Genomic DNA, 16,691 nt, shown 5'->3' on the forward strand with positions numbered 1-16,691 from the left:
TAACCAGCAAACCAACCGAAAACGCCGCAGTCGCCCGAGATTCCGCTAGCAGCGGCAACCTGAACAGACGGCCCCGCCGCCACAGCGGTCGACACCGATCCTTTATCCGCATCCCGCACGCCGACCAGCGTGGAGCGCGGTTGTGAGCGGGACGCCCCTAGTCCATGGCCGCCGCACTGCGGCCGCACTCCAGCCTCACGCTCGAAGCGCTTCGACTGCGTTGCGTCGGCGTACTGGGTGCGGCCGAGGCCATTGCCGCCGAGCTGCACCGAGAGCGGATCACCGTTGCCGACGCGATCAACGCGCTGACCGACCTGATCGTGGGCGGCCTCGCCAGGGCCGACCGCTAGCCCGTGTTTTTAAGGACAAACTGGACCCACAGTCCGAAAGTGGTACGCGCACAACCCGATCCCGGCCATGCCGCCGCTTTCCGGGCGCGTGCGTGGCGCGCCGTTTGCCGTCTGCGACTGGGCCGCTCGTCGCACCATCAGTCGATGGGGTCGATGAGATCGCTGTCGACGCCCTCGTCGGCCAGTGCCGCCTTGACCACGCGGTAGGCCGTGGACTGGCCGTAGCCGCGGCGGGCGAGCATGCCGACGAGGCGGCGAATCGCCTTGTCCCGGTCCAGGTCTCGCGGCAAGGACCGCATCTTGCGGCGGACCAGCTCGGCGGCGCGGGATTCCTCGTCGTCGGCGGTGATCCCCGCGAGGGCGGGTACGGCATCCGACTGGGCGACGCCTTTGCGCCGGAGTTCCTGAGCCAGCGCCTGCTTGCCTTTGCCGGAGAAGGTGTGGCGGGAGTGCACCCATTGTTCGGCGAAAGCGGCGTCGTCGACGAGGCCGATCTCGGTCAGGCGATCGAGCGCCCGTTCGCTCACTTCGGGCGAGTACCCCTTGGCGGCCAGGCGCCGGGCCAGCTCGGCTCGGCTGCGAGCACGGACGGCGAGCAGGCGAAGACACACCTCTTTCGCCTGCTCGACCGTCCCGCCTTCGGATCCGGCCGCCACCGGATTCGACGCGGTGTCTTCAGATCGTCCGGAGTCGACCGACCGCGGGCCCGTGGATCCTCTCCCGGCCCGGCGACCGCGACGGGACCCGGTCGAACGCGCCCGCTGCGGATCGGACGCGTTCGACCGAGTTCCCATGGTGTCCGGGGCAACCGAACCATCTTCGGCTCTCCGGACCGGCTCGGGTTCCTGCTCGCCGGGCCCGACGTCGGCCGACCGGCCGGATGCGGCCAGGAGTTCTTCCAGCCGGCGCCGCATCTCCCGCACCGCGTCCGGCCGCGGCTGCCCGGGAGCATCCGGCTCCTGCCCAGGCGAGCGTCGGCCGTGCATCGGCTCAGAAATCGGCGGGCACCTCGGTGGCGTCGGCGGCCGTCACGTCGGCGCCGATGCCGAGCTTCTCCTTGATCTTCTTCTCGATCTCGTCGCGGACGTCGACATTCTCCAGCAGGAACTTGCGGGCGTTCTCCTTGCCCTGACCGAGCTGATCGCCCTCGTAGGTGTACCAGGAGCCGGACTTGCGGATGAAGCCCTGCTCGACGCCCATGTCGATGAGCGACCCCTCCTTGGAGATGCCGTGTCCGTAGAGGATGTCGAACTCGGCCTGCTTGAACGGCGGCGAGACCTTGTTCTTCACGACCTTCACGCGGGTACGGTTGCCCACCGCGTCACTGCCGTCCTTGAGCGTCTCGATGCGGCGCACGTCCAGGCGCACCGACGCGTAGAACTTCAACGCCTTACCGCCGGTGGTGGTCTCCGGCGAGCCGAACATCACGCCGATCTTCTCGCGCAGCTGGTTGATGAAGATCGCGGTGGTGCCGGAGTTGTTCAGCGCGCTGGTCATCTTCCGCAGCGCCTGGCTCATCAGGCGGGCCTGCAGACCGACGTGGCTGTCGCCCATCTCGCCCTCGATCTCCGCGCGCGGCACCAGCGCGGCCACCGAGTCGATGACGATGATGTCGATGGCGCCGGAACGCACCAGCATGTCGGCGATCTCCAGCGCCTGCTCACCGGTGTCGGGCTGGGAGACGAGCAGCGCGTCGGTATCGACGCCGAGCTTGCGGGCGTAGTCGGGGTCGAGCGCGTGCTCGGCGTCGATGAAGGCCGCCACACCGCCCGCGGCCTGCGCGTTGGCCACCGCGTGCAGCGCGACGGTGGTCTTACCCGAGGATTCCGGACCGTAGATCTCGACGACGCGGCCGCGCGGCAGGCCGCCGATGCCCAGCGCGACGTCGAGCGCGATCGAACCGGTGGGGATCACCGAGATGGGCTGGCGCGCCTCCTCGCCGAGGCGCATGACGGCACCCTTGCCGAAGCTCTTCTCCACCTGGGCCAGCGCGAGCTCGAGCGCCTTGTCCCGGTCGTACGCCTGTGGTGCCATGTCCTGATCCCCTTTTCGACGGGTGAGTCTCGTTCTGTGGTTGGCGCCTACAGTAGAGCCCGGCACCGACAAGTTCTGTCGACAAGACTAGACGAACAGGTGTTCGAGTCAAGCGACACGCCCGCCGCCACCCCGCACCGTCCGCGCCATTCTCGGCAAACGCCGCGCGATCACCGCACCAGCGCGATCCGATCGGTATCCAGCAGCGTCTGGGCCTGTTTGAACACCCGCAACGAGGGCGCCACCTCGAGGCCGGTGATCCCGTCCAGCGCGCCGAGCCGCTCGGTGACATACCGGTACAGGTGCGCGGTGTCGCGGCAGATGATCGACGCCATCAGAGTGAACGACCCCGTGGTGGCGGCCACGTAGACGATCTCGGGATGCGCCGCCATCGCCCGCCCCACTGCGTCCAGGTCGGCGGGACGCACGCGCAACCACAGCGCACCGCGCACGCCGTAGCCCACCGGCAGCGGGCCGACGTCGACCCGGCCGGGGCCGAGCGGCACGTCGTCGCCGCCTACCGCGATCCGCTCGGCGCGACAGCGACCGAAGGTGCCTCGCCACCGCCGCACCAGACGATGCGGCGGTGGCATCCGGCGTCCCTACCGCTGGGGCAGCACCGACTCGTCACCCGGCTCGCGCGGCCCGAGGATCCGCCGGTCGGACTCCTCGATCCGGACGTCGTTGATGCTGGCCTCGCGCCGGGACATCAGCCCGTCCGGCGCGAACTCCCACTGCTCGTTGCCGTAGCTGCGCCACCACTGGCCCGAGTCGTCGTGCCATTCGTACTGGAAACGCACCGCGATGCGGTTCCCTTCGAATGCCCACAGATCTTTGCGCAGTGTGTATCCGTTCTCGATGGACCACTTCCTGGTCAAGAACTCCACGATGGCGTCACGGCCGGTGAAGAACTCGTCGCGGTTGCGCCACACCGAGTCCTCGGTATACGCGGCGGCGACGCGCTCGGGATCGCGGGTATTCCAGGCGTCTTCGGCGGCCTGCACCTTGATCCTGGCCGATGCCGCGTCGAATGGCGGTAGTGGAGGTCGCATGGGGCGACTCCCTTCTCATAGACAGATTTCACGGATTGACGGGCGAGAGCTCGGCGGCTCCCCAGCGCAGCGCTCCCCCACGCCGCTCGACTACTTCCTCGATGGTGAAGTCGAGGGAGCACTGCGCGCCGGTGGCGAAAGTTTCCGGCGCCCAGACCAGTTCGGCGGTGCCGGTCAGCTGGAGGGTCGCCCCGGTGGCCCAATCCGGGATCAGAATTCCGCACCGGGGATTCACCTCGATGTTGCCGAGCGTCATGAACATCGAATTGCCCCGGTAGTCCGGCCAGCGCAGCCGCGTGGGCGAAAGCACCTGCAGGAAGCCGGGATTCCCGCCGCGATGGGAGGCGTCCGCGTTGCCGTCCGCGTCGGCCGTCGCGACGAAGAACGTGTCGGCCGCCGCCACCGCGGCCTGCTGGCCGGGGTCGAGTTCGCCGCTGCGCCGGGCCGTCGACGCCCCGGCTTCCGGCAGGTAGTTCTCGACATCCCGGCGCGAGATGTACTTCGGGCAGTTCGAGTACACCTGGTCGGTGACGATGCGCAGGCCCGCTTCCTCCGGCGTCGATCTGCCGTTGACCCGCATCCGCCTGCGCTGCTGCGGTTGCAGGGCGATCATGCCGATGCCGGCGTGGCGCGTCAGCGTCTCGTGCAGCGGATCGGCCGCGGCGGGCCGGGCGCCGACCACGATCGTCCGGTCGTCGACGGCGTGCACGAATCCCGGCGGGCCGACCAGCTCACTCGCCCACAGCCGGCCCGTCGCGTCGGCGGCGGCGAGCACCACCATCCGCTGTTCGGCCAGGAAGCCGGCGGCGACCGCGGGGATGTCGGGGCGGATCATGCGCCCGACCCGCTCGGCGATGTGCGCTTGACCCATCCGGCGCTGGACGGCGACCTCCCCGGCATGGAACGGCTCCATCACGCTTCTCCTGTCGCTTCGCGGCCGAGAGATCAGAAGAACCCGCAGGTCGGGGCGGCGCCACTGGGGGCAGGGGCGGATTCGGCGCCGCTGGGCGCGTAGACCTCGAGCCGAATGCCGTCCGGGTCGGTGAAGAAGATCCCACCGGACGCCACGCCCTCGCCGTGCGCCACCACCCCGTCGTGGGCGAAAGTGACCGACAACTCGCGCAGCACCCGCTCCACCGCGCGCACGTGGTCGATGGTGTCGACCTGGAACGAGAGATGGTGCAGCCCGGGCGTTTCGGCGGAGAACGTGCCGTCGCTCTGCTCCCACAGCGTGACGACGAGCTTGCCGTCCGCGCCGAGGAAGGCCCAGCGGCGCTCGGCGTCGGCACTCGCGGCGAGCTGTTCGAAACCGAGGGCGCGGCGATAGAAGTCCACCGAGCGATCGAGATCGGAGACGTTCAGTCCGATGTGCCCGGTGACGAGCGGCGGTGCGGCGACTGCGGTCATGGTATTCCTCCTCGGAATGTTCAACCGTCTTTATCGGTTTGATTGGTTAGAACATACTGATGGTGCGACAACCGTGTCAACCATTGAAATCAATTTTACTGGTTAGAGGGAGGTGGTGGCCGTGCCCACCGACGCGGACTCGATACCCTCGGGCATGCCCGATCCACGCCCCCACCTCGGTGAACCCCTGGCGCTCGACCTGCTGAACACGCGGTGGATCGAGCACGGACCGCAGGATCTGCTCACCGACGTAGCCGGACTGCGCATCTGGCTGGCGTCCGCGGGCCTCGCCGATCGAGCCGGCGCCGACGAGGCCACGCTGGCCGCGGTACTGGCCGCCCGCACGGCCGTTTACGACGTGGTCGTGCACGCCTCCCACGACGCGCTCAACGAGGTGCTCGCGCACGGCCGAATCCGGCGCGCACTCACCGAGTCCGGGCCCGCCGATCTGGTGGAGGTCCCCGAGAAATCCTGGCTGCCCGCCTGGCTGGCCGCGGACAACCTGCTGGAGTTGCTGCGCGCCGCGCCGGACCGAATCCGTCAGTGCGCGCACCCGGAGTGCGTCTTGTTCTTCTACGACACCTCGAAGAACGGAACCCGGCGCTGGCACTCGATGGCCACGTGCGGCAACCGCACCAAAGCGGCCCGGCACTACGCGCGGAAGGTTTGAGACGCGGAAGGCCGGCGGCTCAGAACAATTCGTCGAGCAGGCGGTAGTACTCCAGGCGGCTCTCGTCCGGCTCGGCCAGGCCGTAGGCCGCGAAGAAAACGGTCACCTCGGCGTCGCCGAAGTCCTCGCGCAGATCGCGCACGGCAATCGCCAGATCGCGGTAGCGATCGGCGACGCCGAGCGCGCCCAGATCGAGCAGGATCTCACCTTCCAGCACGTTCGAAGGGGTGAAATCACCGTGCGCGACCACTAGATCCTCCTGGTCCGGGCGCTGCGCCAGCAGCCGCGCGAGGATCTGCGCCGGAGTCGAGCCTCGATTGTCGTCGTCGAAGTCGTCCGGATCCACGAGGTCTTCGATCACGTGGCGGCGCGCCTGCGCCAAGACCACGTCGAGCCGTCCGTCGAACGGGCACTCGTCGACCGGAATGCTGTGCAGCCGCCGCAAGACCGAGCCGAGCACGGTGCCGATCGAGGCCGGATACGCGGCGTCGGAGCCCGCTCGAGCGGCCAGGCTCGGCGCGCTCGCGTCGGCCAGCAGCAACACGTCGTCCTCGAACGCCGCCACCTCCGGCAAGCGAATCCCGCGGCCGCGCAACCAATCCAGGCGTTCGTACTCGGCGACCGCCTTCGGTCCGCGTTTGAGCCAATAGGCGCCGTTGACCAACACCACATCGCCGCTCATGCCTTCGTGCTCGCCCGACCAGGTCGGCGCCTCGCCGAGCAGCGCGCCGATCGTGGGCGGCAACGGAATCGGCAGCTCAGCCAGAGTGTCCAGGGCGTCGCGGGTGGATTCGATCTCCTCGGGTTCGCCTTCGGCGAGGCGCAGCCGCATCGCCTCCATCAGCAGCGCGTGCGCCTCCGCCAGCTGATTCCGCTCGGCGAGCGCCTTGCCCAAATGCTGGAGCGCGAACGAGAGCACGTCCGGCGCGGCCACCCGCGCGTGCTCGACCGCGCGGCGGTAGAGCGTCTCGGCCGTACCCGCGTCGCCGCGGTAGCGGTAGACGTCACCGAGGTTGATCCACACGGTGATCCTGCGTCGCTCGGTGTCCACCAGTTCCAGCGCGCGATCGAGGTGATCCAGCGCCTCGTCGTAGCGACCGAGCAACATCAGCTCGATGCCGGTCTGCCGGAACTCCGCGAAATCGACGGGGCGAGCCTGCGCCACCCGGGCGGCGAGGCGCTCGGGGTCGTGCGGAATCATCCGCTGCCGCTCGTCGAAACGGTAGAGCGGCCCGTCGTCCTGCTCGACCCGGCCGGGCGCGTTCACCAGCGCGCCTTCGGCACGTCGAACTCCGCGCACAACGCGCGCCACACATCGCGGGGATCGATCCCGGCCTCGATGGCGTCGGCTCCGGTGCGTCCGCCCAAGGCGGGAATCACGTGGTCGGACAGCAGGGCGTCGCCCCGGGCCACACCGAACTCGGTGTGCAACAGTTCCTGGAACTCGGTCAACCGCACCGTACCGAACTTACTCGCCTCCCACGGGTCCCCAGGTCAGTGGCACGCACTTGCCGGTCAGGGATGGACAGGCTGGAAAATCCGGTGGCAGAGGGCGACGGGGTCCGGCAGCGGGGCGTGCGCGGCGGCCGCTTCGGCGGCCCTGGTGTAGCCGGGGTCGGCGAGGATTTCCTCGACCGCGGCGCGCAGAGCGCCTGGCGACAACGGGCGGACAACGATCGAACTACCTTGGCGGGCAGCGCGATTGGCCAGCTCCCACTGATCGCCGCCACCGGGAACGGTGACGATCGGAACGCCTGCCGACAGTGTTTTGGCGAGCAGGCCGTGACCGCCGCCGCCCACGACCACGGACGCGTGGGTCAGGAGTTCGTCTTGGCGGCCCAGCCCGGCCGTCGCCCACGAGGGAAGATCGGCCGGTGGCGGGTCCAGCATCGAGATCGCCACGCGGACGCCGGTGCCGTCCAGTGCTTCCAGGACGGTCTCGACCATGCCCACGACGCCGGTGTGCGCGGTGGAAGGAGCGACCATGACCAGCGGCCCGTCGCCAGGCGGAAGATCCAGGATCGCATCGGTCGGCTCCCACAGCAGCGGACCGATGACGTGAGCCGCTTCCGGCCAGTCGGGGCGCGGCACCTCGAGCGCGGGCAAGGTGGCGATCAGACGGGCGTCGGGACCGGGATCGACGGCCGGTAACCCGACGCTCTCGCGTGCCCGCTCCCGCTGACGGCGGCCGTGGCGAAGAGCGCGGGCGGTCATGCCGCGCAACAGGCCGTCCCGCATCCGCCCGTATACGCCCGCGCCGGGAGCGAGGCCACTTCCGATGGGTGGCAACGCCTTCGACGGCAGATACAGCGGATGCGGCGACAGCTCCACCCACGGCACACCGAGTCGTTCCGCGGCCATCCCGCCGCCCGCGGTCAGCACATCGGAGACGACCAGCTCGGGCAGCATGGCGCTCAATTCCGGCAGGATCTCGGTGGAGACATGCGCGGCCCGCTCGTGGATACGCTGCCCGGCGTCGGTGTCGTCGTCCACCGGCCGCGGCGCGAGACCCTTGAGCCGACGCACGCCGATCCCGGCCGCCAGCGCCGAGTCGAACCAGCGCGGACCGGTGAACAGCACCGGCTCGTCACCGGCGGCCAGAAACCGCAAGCACAACGCGATAGCGGGGAACGCATGCCCGGGGTCGGGTCCTGCGACAACGGCTACTCGCATCCGCCTAGCCTGCCACACGGCCACTTGGGCCGGATGGCACCCGGTCGTGGCGCGTCCGATGCCCCGGTGACCACTCCGGCCACCGTGGTGCCATCGTCCACGCGTGCGTCCGGCTCACGAAACGCTGATCAGCCGCCGAAGTAGAACAGCTCGAAACCGACCGCGTGCTCGGCGGGGAATCCGTCCTTGGGGCCGGTCGCCCGCTCCACGACGGCACGAACCTGATCGGTGACGGGCTCGGGGCTCAGCGCCTCGAGGTAGCGGCGATGTTCGGCGAGTGAGGCGGCGGCCTCGACGAGAGTCTCCGTGACGTCGACGGCGTGCGTGGCGACCGGTCCCACGACCGCCGCCCAGCGGGCCGACCACGGTTTCGATTCGGCGAGCTCCGGGAAGATCCACTCGTTGCCCGCGTCGGAGACGGCGTCCAGGGCGGCGCGGCCGACGGCGCGGTGATCGGCGCTGTTGGCGTAGCCCGGCGCCCAGGTGTCGCCGAAATTGAACAGCACCACCATCTCCGGCTGATGCCTGCGGATCGCGGCGGCCAAGTCGCGGCGCAGTTCCAGGCTCTCCTGCACTCGGCCGTCCGGGTAGCGGAGGAACTCCACCTCGTGTACGCCCACCACCTCGGCCGACGCGATCTCCTCCGCCTCGCGGAGGGGGCCTGCGACCGCAGGCTGCAAACCGGCGATGCCGGCCTCTCCGCTGGTCACCAGCACGTAGCGAATGTCCTTGCCCTGCCGGGTCCACCGTGCGACCGCGGCGGCAGCGCCGTACTCGATATCGTCGGGGTGCGCGACGATCACCAAGCCGCGCTGCCAATCTTCCGGAACGTGATCCACGAGGAATCATTCAAGCATTGCCGTCCCGGTAACCGGCCGGGCGACGCCCCGACCGACGCCGCCCGGCCCCAGCTGTCGTTACAGCTTGCTCACCGTCGACTTGTCCGAGCCCGACACCGCCTTGTACAGCAGGTACAGCCCGAACACGATGGCGCTGATCACGAGGATCGGGAACAGCCCCTTGATCAGCGCCCCGATGACGGCCAGCGCGATCCAGACGACCGCGACGACGCCGATGATCTTCCACAACATGTGATGCCTCCCAGAAGTCCGTTTCCGCTTCGAGCATGACATCTGACTGTTCGTGAATCAGCAGGTGAGACGGGATATCCGGGTTAAATCAGGGTTCACCCCGACATCGGACCGTGTTCGGTGCCGGGGCCGCTGCGCGGGCTCTCGCCTGGTCCGCAGACGCCCCCGGCTGGCGATCTCGTGCTCGCAGGACGAATCGAGAACCCGGTTTCGACATGGCGGACCGTGTTCTGCTGGAGAGCTGATTGTCACGATGGGTCGTTGGCGCGGGCGGTGCCACGCTCCTCGTACTCGACGGTGCGGACGTGCCGGCTGGTGGTGCCGTACCGGTGCCCGCGGGGGTGGCTGGACGCGGCACTGTCGGCGGGCACGCAGAAGGAGGCGACGAGATGACTCCGGTACACGCGGATCCGCATCTGGCCGCGGTTCGTCCGGTGCGACCACGAACGGCGCTGGGATGCGAGGAGTGCCTACGGCTCGGCACCCCGTGGGTCCACCTGCGGCTGTGCCTGACCTGCGGGCACGTCGGCTGCTGCGACTCCTCGCCGATGCGGCACGCCAGGGCACACGCCGGCGCCGCCGGTCACCCGATCGTGCGCTCGCTGCAACCCGGCGAGGATTGGCGCTGGTGCTACGTTCACCAGGACTTCGTCTGAGTGATCGGTGTACCGTCGGGAATTACTCCCAGCACCGCCTTGATGTGATCGCGGAGGGCAGCGGGATGACCTCGACGGCCCCGGACCGGAGCCCATGAACCAGCGAACGTCGAGTTCCGATGTCGGCGACACGCTGTCGTCCCTACCGGCTTCGGCGCTGCGCGCCTTGGGCGCGATGTCGGTCCAGCTCTTCGCCGAGCGCGGAGAGCAGGACATCCTGCGGATCGCCGCGGAGGCCGTGCCGACCGTCGGATGCTGCCGCACGCTGGCCTGCTATCGGCTGGTCGATGGTGACTACCTGCTCTGCCCGCAGCCGCAGCCTCCCCCACCCGACGTGGCCGCCCAGCTCCGCGCCCAGCACGGTGCGGGCCGGATCCGACTGCCCCATCGTCAGTGGGGCTGGGCGTTCCCGCTGCGCGACCGGTCCGAAACGGTCGGCGTGCTGGTCGTCGCCGCCGAGCACGAACCGCCGCAGGAGGAGATCGTCCTGCTCACCGTGCTCACCCAGCTCGCGAACGCCGCGCTGGCGAATGCCGCGCCGCGCGAACCGGCGTCCGCCGACGCTGTCGACCTGACCGCGATCAACGAGCACCTGTCCGCCACCGTCCTGTGGCTCGAGCACCGCACGCACGTGCACGAGGTGCTGTCCAGCGCCGCCGCCTACGGCACCGGCGAGCAGGGCATCGCGGACGCCTTGGCGCAGCTGACCGGCTTGCCGGTCGCCATCGAAGACCCGTTCGGCAATCTGCGAGCCTGGTCGGGGCCCGGACGACCGGACCCCTATCCGAAAGCGCCACCACAAGAGCGCGAACAATTGCTGCACCGGCTCGCCACCCACAACGCGCCGCTGCGCGTTCGCGACCGGATGATGGTGCTGGTGAAGCCGCGCGCCGAGATCCTGGGCACGCTCGCGCTGATCGACCCGGACAATCGGGTGGTCGACGATCAGGTCTTCGCCCTCAGTTACGCCAGCACGGTGCTCGCGTTGGAGCTGGCACACCAGCGCAATCTCGCCGAAATCGAGCTGCGGTTGCGCCGGGAGCTGGTCGACGACCTGCTGTCGGGCACCGACGACGACAGCGCCTTCGCCCGTGCCGAGGCGCTGGGCTACGACCTGCACGGCGAGCACTACGTCGTGCTGGTGCACGGCGGCGACGCCGCCCTCACCGACGCGGTCGGCCGAGCCGCGACCGCCTTGGATCTGCATGTCATCCAGGGACGCCATGCGGGCATGGTCGTCCTGATCACCGACCGCCGCCCCGATCCGGTCACGCTGCACCACGCCATCTGCGAGCAGCTCGACACGACGCCGGTGACCATCGGCATCAGCGGCGGCTGCGCGCAACCGAGCGACTTCGCCCGATCCTTCGACGACGCGCGCCGCGCAATCAACATCCGGCTGCGCTCACGGATACCCGATGGCGCGACCGCGTTCGACGAGCTGGGCTTCTATCGTCTCGTCGACGCCGCCCGGGCGGACGGGCAAGTCGAGCAGTTCATGCGCGAGTGGCTCGGCGTCCTGCTCGACTACGACCGGGATCATCATGCCGACCTGGTGTATACGCTGAGCCAATATCTGGAATGCGGTGGCAACTACGACGACTCGGCCGCGGCATTGCACATCCACCGCAGCACGCTGCGGTACCGCCTGGGGCGCATCCGCGAGCTCACCGGATTCGATCTGCGCGATGTCAACACCCGGTTCAACTTGCAAGCCGCTACGCGCGCATGGCAATTCCTGTCGCCGGTCTCGCCGCCGGCCTGGCGCGGCTCGGGGAATTGACCTTCGGCCACGACAGGCGTCGACCGACCCGGTCGCGCCCGGGTGGACCCTGGCGCGGCCGGTCCGGGCGCCCCGGTCAGCGCATGGGGCGCTCGGGGTCCTCCATCCCGTCGGTGCGGCGGTCTTCGTACGGAGTGACCTCTGGCTCTTGCATACCGAGATCGGCCGAGTCGACAGCGTACGGGTCGGCGATCGGTTCGGGCTTGATCCGCATCGGGTCGCCGGTAGCGGGCATGCGCAGCGTCTCCTCTTCGCTCTCCAGGTACGTGCGCATCCGCGCCATGCCGACATCCTCCTGCTCGGCGCCGATATCGCGACGCTCGTCCGAGCGGAGCATCCCGGTCTGGGCACGCGACCGCTGGTCCGGCAGCGGCTGCCGGCCGTAGACGTCCCAAGCGGCGCCGTCCGGGTCGATCTGGTAGTGGTCGAACAGTTCCTGCTCCGCCTGCGGACTGATCTGCCCGTCATGGTCCAGCTGGGGCGCGGTCTTCACCGCCTCCTTCTCGACCTGCACCTGCAGGACGGCCGAGTCGGCGCGATGCTCGGCTCCGGCCAGCGGGACCAGGGCGTCGGGGCTGAACAGCCCGGTGGAGACCGCGACCCAGGTGGGCGACCCGGAGTTGTTGTCCACGTAGACCCGTTTGACCTTGCCGATCTTGGCACCGCCGGGGTCGTACACAGAGCTGCCGATGAGCGTTTCCAGCATTTCGGTCATGGGTTCCTCCGCAGTTCGTTCGGTGCGATGCGCAGTCCGAGAGAACGCGGCTGTACACCGCGCGTACCGAGAAAGGGGTCAGTCGCTTGTGGATCGATCGGCGCCGGGTCCGGCGTCGACGCGCTGTGTCCTGCGCGCCTTCCGCACCGGGTCCTCGGCGGATTCACATGCCAGATAGCGGCTGATGTCCAGCCGCTGGGTATCCTCGTCGAGCAGCGATTGCCGGTGGGAAACATCGAGCATGACGTGCTCCTACCCAGTTGTGCATGGTCCCGGCCCTCCGCCGGGTCTGGTCGATCAGCTACAGGGTGGCAACTACCCCTCTTCCGACCGATCAAACCGATCCAGCGGGGAATTCGCCGGAGTCATCCGAGCGGAATTAGCCGGACAGCTATCTTTTCGCTACCCACGGTGGTCGCGATCCACCACAGGATGCGCACCACTCTTGATCAGGATCAGCCCCGCGAGCCTGCTGTGGAACCGGAATACCTTGCCCCGATGGTCGACTTCGCCGTCGGTCGCCAGCGAGACCGGCTCCTCGGCCACCCGGACCTCCAGCCGGGAGACCCGCCGGTGCACATAGGTGGCGGAGTAGCCGAGCGTGCCGGTGAACGTCGCCGAGATCAGGCGCAACCGCGAGAACGGGACATCCGCTCGGAGGTAGCGCACGTCGAGAGTGCCGCCGTGCAACCGCGGGCGCGACATCGGGATCTGGTCGGCCGGCTGGTAGGTGCCGTTTCCGACGAACAGCATCCACAGCGCGGTGCGGTTACCGTCCACGGTGACCCGCAGCGGCTGGGCGCGGAACAGCACGCGCACCATGGCGATTCCCGCGGCAGGCCACTTCCCGACGCGACGCTCCCAGCGCTCCCGGACCCGGACGAAATCGGGATACCCGCCGAGGCTGGCGGTGTTGACGAAGGTTCGTTCGCCGGCGTCGTCGAAACGCACCTCGGCCACGTCGACGCGGACCGCGTCGCCCGCCTCCAGCGCGGCGAAGGTCACCCCGGGCTCCTCCACCCCGGCGTCCCTGGCGAAATGGTTCAGTGTGCCGCCCGCGAAGACCGCGAGCGGCAACCCATGCCGCACCGCGTACTCCGCGACGGTGGACACCGTTCCGTCGCCGCCCACCACGCCGAGCGCGACGATGTCGTCGCGGCGCATCATGTCCTCGACCCGCGCTTCGACATCCTCCGCGACACCGATCTCCAGCACCGCGGCGGCGGGCAGCCGCTCACGCAGGACGGCGAGCGTGTCGTCGCCCGCTCCCGCCTGTGGGTTGCCGATCAGCAGGAGTCCGGCGCCGCCGCGCAGCGGCTCGATGTGTTCGACCGGGCCGAGTGTGGCGGGTTCGTCATCGCGCACCGCCCACCACCGTCTGGTGACCAGCGCGACCGCGCCACCGAACAGCGCACCGGCGACGACATCGGATGGCCAGTGCACGCCGATGTGCACCCGCGAGTAGGCGACCGCGCCGGCGACCGGAGCCACCATGGCACCGGCCGCGGGTGATTCCAGTGCCAGCCCCGCGGCGAACGCGGCGGCCGAGGCCGAATGCCCGGACGGGAACGACGACGACACCGGCGGAGCGACCAACCTGCGCACGAAAGGAACGGATTCGTCCGGCGGACGGCGACGCGGGAACAGCGGCTTGGCGATGCCGTTGGCCACGCCGCTGGCGACTGCCAGCGCGAGCAGACCACGTACCGCGCCGCGACGAGTCGAGCGGTCTCCGGCGACGAACAGACCCGCGCCGAGCGCGATCCACAGGCGGTTCTTGTCGGCCGCGGTGCTCAACCCTTTCAGCACCCGGTCCGCCGGCGTCTCCCGGACGCGCGCGCTGCGGTCGACCAACCAGCGATCCAAGCCGCGCGCCATACCGGCGACGCGCGCATTGTCGCGCCTGCGAGTCGAAAGGAACCGCATCGCCGAAGCCTACCGATTTGCTCGGACGGCGTGTCCGAGCTGGTCAATTCCCTTGCCGGGGAGCGCGATCGCGTCCGCTGACCGAACCCGCACCCGCACCACCCGGCCGGTACCCCAATTCAGTGCACGGATGTACTCTGATCTTCGAAACGCAATGACCTTGAACGACAAGAAGGAGGGATGGCCCATCCATGCCGATGCCCCATTCAGCACACAGTCATGCACTGAACATCACGTGACGGTCGGGACCTGATGGAACACACGAGCGAGCTGGCACAAGAACTCGCGGCGGCGGCACGACGGCACGGTTCGGCGATAGCGGGGATCGTCGGCTCCGCCGCGCGCAAAGCGTCCTGGGAGGTGCTCGACCTCATGGCCGAGAGCCGCGAACTGGTGGGTGCGGCTCTGCGTGCCAGGGCCGAAGAGTTGCGCGGGCGGGACCGGACGCGCTGAGGCGAAACGATCAGGTCGGTGGTCGCGGCGACGCGGGCACCGATCGGTCGGCGACCTCGGTGAGCGCCTGAGCCCATCCGTCCAGCCGGTCGGAGGCATGCCGGAGATCCGCGACGATGGTGTCGAAGTTGTGCCGCACCACGGTGTTCTCCGGAACCGCGAGAATCCGGCCGGCGGCGGCCACGACCTGTTCGTACTCCGTCACGCCGGTATCGAGCCTGCCGAGGATGAGTCGCAGGTTCTCGGTGAGAGCCACGGCAGCAGGCGAATTCGCGCGCCCCATCGCGGCGAGCCCCTGTTCCATCGCCGTGATGTCGGCGGCGAGCGCGTGCAGCGCCGCCGCTCCCGACGCCGCCGTCTCCAGCATGTCGGCCAACTCGTCGTGGGGCAGTCGCCGTGAGCGGGCGATCTGCGTGCCGAGCCCGTGCAATGCCTTCTCCGCCCGCACCAGTCGCGCGATCGGCGGACGGGCGTTCGACCACGGCGGCGGCTGTTTCCGCGGGATGAACGCCGCTTGCGGCAGCGGAGCGCCCCGCAGCCGCAGATACCGGCGGGTGCTCAGCGCCGCGCCGGTCACCAGCGCGACCGCGCCGCCGCCCACCACGACCACGGCCCAGACCGGCGCCGAAATGACCACGAGCCCAACGGTTCCCGCCGTGGTGAGGCCGGAGACGGTACCGAGCTGAAAGCTGCGGCGGCGGGCCCTGCGGCGGCGGCGCAACTCTCGCTCCCGCGGATCGGCCCAGCGCCGCACCGCGACCAGTGCGTTCTCGCCGACTTCGCGAATGCTGTCCGGCAGGCTGCCCGGCTGCGGCGCGAGCGCGGCCTGCGCCCGGATCAGCGCGGACCCACGCGGGCGCCGCGTTTCGATCCGCCGCTCGCGAAATCCACTGCCGCTCATGCCTTCTCTCCCACCGGTCGCGCGCATCGGACGGGCTCGGGTCCGACCTGGCCGACGGCCGGCCGGTCGCAGACCCATGCCATGTCCTTCAGTGAAGCAGCCCCCACCGACACATCCTCGCCGAATGTCCGTCCGCGGGCTACTGTTGCGCGGCCTGTCCCTTGTTCATCTGCGGCTGTGCCGCATTCGGCTGTGCCTGGTCGATGGCCGCCTGGCCGCCACCGGCGGGCAGCTGTTCGCCGCGCATGGACGCGCGAATCTGCTCGAGCTTGCTGTGCCCGGCCATCTGAATGCTGGCCTGCTGCACCTCGAGCATGCGGCCCTGCACGGAGTTCTGCGCGAGTTCGGCGGCACCGAGCGCGTTGGCGTAGCGGCGCTCGATCTTCTCGCGCACCGCGTCCAGGCTCGGCGTGGTGCCCGGCGCCGACAGCGTCGAATCCATCCGCTGCAGCGACGCGGAGACCTGCTCCTGCATCTTGGCCTGCTCCAGTTGGCTGAGCAGCTTGGTGCGCTCGGCGACCTTCTGCTGCAGCAGCATCGCGTTCTGCTCCACGGCCTTCTTGGCCTGGGCCGCAGCCTGCAGCGACTGGTCATGCAGGACCTTCAGGTCCTCGACGCTCTGCTCGGCGGTGACCAGTTGAGCGGCGAACGCCTCGGCGGCGTTCGTGTACTGGATCGCCTTCTCGGTGTCGCCCGCCGCGGTGGCCTGATCGGCCAGCAACACGGCCTGGCGTGCGTTGGCGTTGAGCTTCTCGACCTCGTCCAGCTGCCGGTTCAGCTTCATCTCCAGCTGACGTTGATTGCCGATGACCGACGCGGCCTGCTGCGACAGGGCCTGGTGCTGCCGCTGGGCTTCCTCGATAGCCTGCTGAATCTGGACCTTCGGATCCGCGTGCTCCTCGATCTTGGCGTCGAAGAGGGCCATCAGGTATTTCCAGGCCTTGACGAACGGATTAGCCATCGATTGATCCCGCCTCCAT

Annotated in this window: 22 protein-coding genes; 5 read left to right on the plus strand and 17 right to left on the minus strand. The window is 69.3% G+C overall.

The features are described from left to right. Nucleotides 1-164 precede the first annotated feature (164 nt). A complete protein-coding gene (locus ACWPXK_RS16325) occupies nt 165-350 on the plus strand; it encodes a hypothetical protein (RefSeq protein ID WP_454196953.1) in 186 nt (61 codons plus the stop codon). 137 nt (nt 351-487) lie between these two features. On the opposite strand, the gene recX is transcribed toward ACWPXK_RS16325, so the two are convergent. The 6 genes from recX to ACWPXK_RS16355 form a co-directional block, all read right to left on the minus strand. Continuing rightward, nucleotides 488-1,144 (minus strand): recombination regulator RecX, encoded by a 657-nt coding sequence (recX, locus tag ACWPXK_RS16330; protein ID WP_454197061.1) that lies wholly within the window; start codon nt 1,142-1,144, stop codon nt 488-490. 196 nt (nt 1,145-1,340) lie between these two features. Then, a complete protein-coding gene (gene recA, locus ACWPXK_RS16335; RefSeq protein WP_454196954.1) occupies nt 1,341-2,384 on the minus strand; it encodes a recombinase RecA in 1,044 nt (347 codons plus the stop codon). Between the two features lie 170 nt (nt 2,385-2,554). Next, nucleotides 2,555-2,977 (minus strand): Lrp/AsnC family transcriptional regulator, encoded by a 423-nt coding sequence (locus tag ACWPXK_RS16340; protein WP_454196955.1) that lies wholly within the window; start codon nt 2,975-2,977, stop codon nt 2,555-2,557. A gap of 9 nt (nt 2,978-2,986) precedes the next feature. After that, the gene (locus ACWPXK_RS16345) at nt 2,987-3,436 is read right to left on the minus strand and encodes a nuclear transport factor 2 family protein (protein WP_454196956.1); all 450 of its coding nucleotides are present in this window, start codon (nt 3,434-3,436) and stop codon (nt 2,987-2,989) included. 28 nt (nt 3,437-3,464) lie between these two features. Next, nucleotides 3,465-4,349, minus strand: coding sequence for a pyridoxamine 5'-phosphate oxidase family protein (locus ACWPXK_RS16350; RefSeq protein WP_454196957.1), 885 nt, complete (start codon nt 4,347-4,349; stop codon nt 3,465-3,467). Between the two features lie 32 nt (nt 4,350-4,381). Further along, entirely contained in the window at nt 4,382-4,843 is a 462-nt protein-coding gene (locus ACWPXK_RS16355) for a VOC family protein (RefSeq protein ID WP_454196958.1), read from the minus strand. Nucleotides 4,844-4,997: 154 nt separating this feature from the next. Here ACWPXK_RS16355 and ACWPXK_RS16360 point away from each other — a divergent pair, with 154 nt between their 5' ends. After that, nucleotides 4,998-5,513, plus strand: coding sequence for a CGNR zinc finger domain-containing protein (locus tag ACWPXK_RS16360; protein ID WP_454197062.1), 516 nt, complete (start codon nt 4,998-5,000; stop codon nt 5,511-5,513). Nucleotides 5,514-5,532: 19 nt separating this feature from the next. Here ACWPXK_RS16360 and ACWPXK_RS16365 read toward each other — a convergent pair whose 3' ends face one another. The 6 genes from ACWPXK_RS16365 to ACWPXK_RS16390 all read right to left on the minus strand — a co-directional run bounded on the left by ACWPXK_RS16365 (nt 5,533) and on the right by ACWPXK_RS16390 (nt 9,648). After that, nucleotides 5,533-6,780: a phosphotransferase gene (locus ACWPXK_RS16365; protein WP_454196959.1), complete on the minus strand. Its 1,248-nt coding sequence runs from the start codon at nt 6,778-6,780 to the stop codon at nt 5,533-5,535. After that, the gene (locus tag ACWPXK_RS16370; protein WP_454196960.1) at nt 6,777-6,971 is read right to left on the minus strand and encodes a DUF3046 domain-containing protein; all 195 of its coding nucleotides are present in this window, start codon (nt 6,969-6,971) and stop codon (nt 6,777-6,779) included. Before ACWPXK_RS16370 ends, ACWPXK_RS16365 begins: the two co-directional genes overlap by 4 nt. A gap of 57 nt (nt 6,972-7,028) precedes the next feature. After that, a complete protein-coding gene (locus ACWPXK_RS16375; protein ID WP_454196961.1) occupies nt 7,029-8,186 on the minus strand; it encodes a glycosyltransferase in 1,158 nt (385 codons plus the stop codon). A gap of 128 nt (nt 8,187-8,314) precedes the next feature. Next, entirely contained in the window at nt 8,315-9,025 is a 711-nt protein-coding gene (locus ACWPXK_RS16380) for a PIG-L deacetylase family protein (protein ID WP_454196962.1), read from the minus strand. A gap of 78 nt (nt 9,026-9,103) precedes the next feature. Then, on the minus strand, nt 9,104-9,277 hold the full coding sequence (locus ACWPXK_RS16385) for a hypothetical protein (RefSeq protein ID WP_169811181.1): 174 nt from the start codon (nt 9,275-9,277) through the stop codon (nt 9,104-9,106). A 248-nt stretch (nt 9,278-9,525) separates the two neighbouring features. Further along, nucleotides 9,526-9,648, minus strand: coding sequence for a hypothetical protein (locus ACWPXK_RS16390; protein ID WP_454196963.1), 123 nt, complete (start codon nt 9,646-9,648; stop codon nt 9,526-9,528). Nucleotides 9,649-9,666: 18 nt separating this feature from the next. Between ACWPXK_RS16390 and ACWPXK_RS16395 the strand changes: the two genes are divergently transcribed. Together ACWPXK_RS16395 and ACWPXK_RS16400 are read left to right on the plus strand one after the other, a co-directional pair. Continuing rightward, nucleotides 9,667-9,933, plus strand: a complete 267-nt coding sequence (locus ACWPXK_RS16395) for a UBP-type zinc finger domain-containing protein (protein WP_454196964.1) — start codon at nt 9,667-9,669, stop codon at nt 9,931-9,933. Between the two features lie 94 nt (nt 9,934-10,027). Next, nucleotides 10,028-11,716, plus strand: a complete 1,689-nt coding sequence (locus ACWPXK_RS16400) for a PucR family transcriptional regulator (protein ID WP_454196965.1) — start codon at nt 10,028-10,030, stop codon at nt 11,714-11,716. Between the two features lie 76 nt (nt 11,717-11,792). Here the strand turns inward: ACWPXK_RS16400 and ACWPXK_RS16405 are convergent, their stop codons facing one another. The 3 genes from ACWPXK_RS16405 to ACWPXK_RS16415 all read right to left on the minus strand — a co-directional run bounded on the left by ACWPXK_RS16405 (nt 11,793) and on the right by ACWPXK_RS16415 (nt 14,357). Then, nucleotides 11,793-12,431: a PRC-barrel domain-containing protein gene (locus ACWPXK_RS16405; RefSeq protein ID WP_454196966.1), complete on the minus strand. Its 639-nt coding sequence runs from the start codon at nt 12,429-12,431 to the stop codon at nt 11,793-11,795. A 78-nt stretch (nt 12,432-12,509) separates the two neighbouring features. Beyond that, entirely contained in the window at nt 12,510-12,674 is a 165-nt protein-coding gene (locus ACWPXK_RS16410; RefSeq protein ID WP_364325981.1) for a hypothetical protein, read from the minus strand. A gap of 159 nt (nt 12,675-12,833) precedes the next feature. Beyond that, nucleotides 12,834-14,357: a phosphatase PAP2 family protein gene (locus tag ACWPXK_RS16415; protein WP_454196967.1), complete on the minus strand. Its 1,524-nt coding sequence runs from the start codon at nt 14,355-14,357 to the stop codon at nt 12,834-12,836. A 252-nt stretch (nt 14,358-14,609) separates the two neighbouring features. On the opposite strand from ACWPXK_RS16415, the gene ACWPXK_RS16420 reads away from it, so the two are divergent. Then, complete coding sequence (locus tag ACWPXK_RS16420) at nt 14,610-14,810, plus strand: hypothetical protein (protein WP_454196968.1); 201 nt, start codon at nt 14,610-14,612, stop codon at nt 14,808-14,810. Nucleotides 14,811-14,820: 10 nt separating this feature from the next. Here ACWPXK_RS16420 and pspM read toward each other — a convergent pair whose 3' ends face one another. Together pspM and pspA are read right to left on the minus strand one after the other, a co-directional pair. Then, a complete protein-coding gene (pspM, locus tag ACWPXK_RS16425) occupies nt 14,821-15,711 on the minus strand; it encodes a phage shock envelope stress response protein PspM (RefSeq protein ID WP_454196969.1) in 891 nt (296 codons plus the stop codon). 139 nt (nt 15,712-15,850) lie between these two features. Continuing rightward, nucleotides 15,851-16,672: a phage shock protein PspA gene (gene pspA / locus ACWPXK_RS16430; protein ID WP_454197063.1), complete on the minus strand. Its 822-nt coding sequence runs from the start codon at nt 16,670-16,672 to the stop codon at nt 15,851-15,853. Between the last annotated feature and the right edge of the window lie 19 nt (nt 16,673-16,691).

This window comes from Nocardia sp. Marseille-Q1738, assembly GCF_965283145.1.

Coding starts and splice junctions, on each gene's coding strand:
- ACWPXK_RS16325 (WP_454196953.1), top strand. CDS start 165: ATGGCCGCCGCACTGCGGCCGCACTCCAGCCTCACGCTCGAAGCGCTT.
- recX (WP_454197061.1), bottom strand. CDS start 1,144: ATGGGAACTCGGTCGAACGCGTCCGATCCGCAGCGGGCGCGTTCGACC.
- recA (WP_454196954.1), bottom strand. CDS start 2,384: ATGGCACCACAGGCGTACGACCGGGACAAGGCGCTCGAGCTCGCGCTG.
- ACWPXK_RS16340 (WP_454196955.1), bottom strand. CDS start 2,977: ATGCCACCGCCGCATCGTCTGGTGCGGCGGTGGCGAGGCACCTTCGGT.
- ACWPXK_RS16345 (WP_454196956.1), bottom strand. CDS start 3,436: ATGCGACCTCCACTACCGCCATTCGACGCGGCATCGGCCAGGATCAAG.
- ACWPXK_RS16350 (WP_454196957.1), bottom strand. CDS start 4,349: ATGGAGCCGTTCCATGCCGGGGAGGTCGCCGTCCAGCGCCGGATGGGT.
- ACWPXK_RS16355 (WP_454196958.1), bottom strand. CDS start 4,843: ATGACCGCAGTCGCCGCACCGCCGCTCGTCACCGGGCACATCGGACTG.
- ACWPXK_RS16360 (WP_454197062.1), top strand. CDS start 4,998: ATGCCCGATCCACGCCCCCACCTCGGTGAACCCCTGGCGCTCGACCTG.
- ACWPXK_RS16375 (WP_454196961.1), bottom strand. CDS start 8,186: ATGCGAGTAGCCGTTGTCGCAGGACCCGACCCCGGGCATGCGTTCCCC.
- ACWPXK_RS16385 (WP_169811181.1), bottom strand. CDS start 9,277: ATGTTGTGGAAGATCATCGGCGTCGTCGCGGTCGTCTGGATCGCGCTG.
- ACWPXK_RS16395 (WP_454196964.1), top strand. CDS start 9,667: ATGACTCCGGTACACGCGGATCCGCATCTGGCCGCGGTTCGTCCGGTG.
- ACWPXK_RS16400 (WP_454196965.1), top strand. CDS start 10,028: ATGAACCAGCGAACGTCGAGTTCCGATGTCGGCGACACGCTGTCGTCC.
- ACWPXK_RS16405 (WP_454196966.1), bottom strand. CDS start 12,431: ATGACCGAAATGCTGGAAACGCTCATCGGCAGCTCTGTGTACGACCCC.
- ACWPXK_RS16410 (WP_364325981.1), bottom strand. CDS start 12,674: ATGCTCGATGTTTCCCACCGGCAATCGCTGCTCGACGAGGATACCCAG.
- ACWPXK_RS16415 (WP_454196967.1), bottom strand. CDS start 14,357: ATGCGGTTCCTTTCGACTCGCAGGCGCGACAATGCGCGCGTCGCCGGT.
- ACWPXK_RS16420 (WP_454196968.1), top strand. CDS start 14,610: ATGGAACACACGAGCGAGCTGGCACAAGAACTCGCGGCGGCGGCACGA.
- pspM (WP_454196969.1), bottom strand. CDS start 15,711: ATGAGCGGCAGTGGATTTCGCGAGCGGCGGATCGAAACGCGGCGCCCG.
- pspA (WP_454197063.1), bottom strand. CDS start 16,672: ATGGCTAATCCGTTCGTCAAGGCCTGGAAATACCTGATGGCCCTCTTC.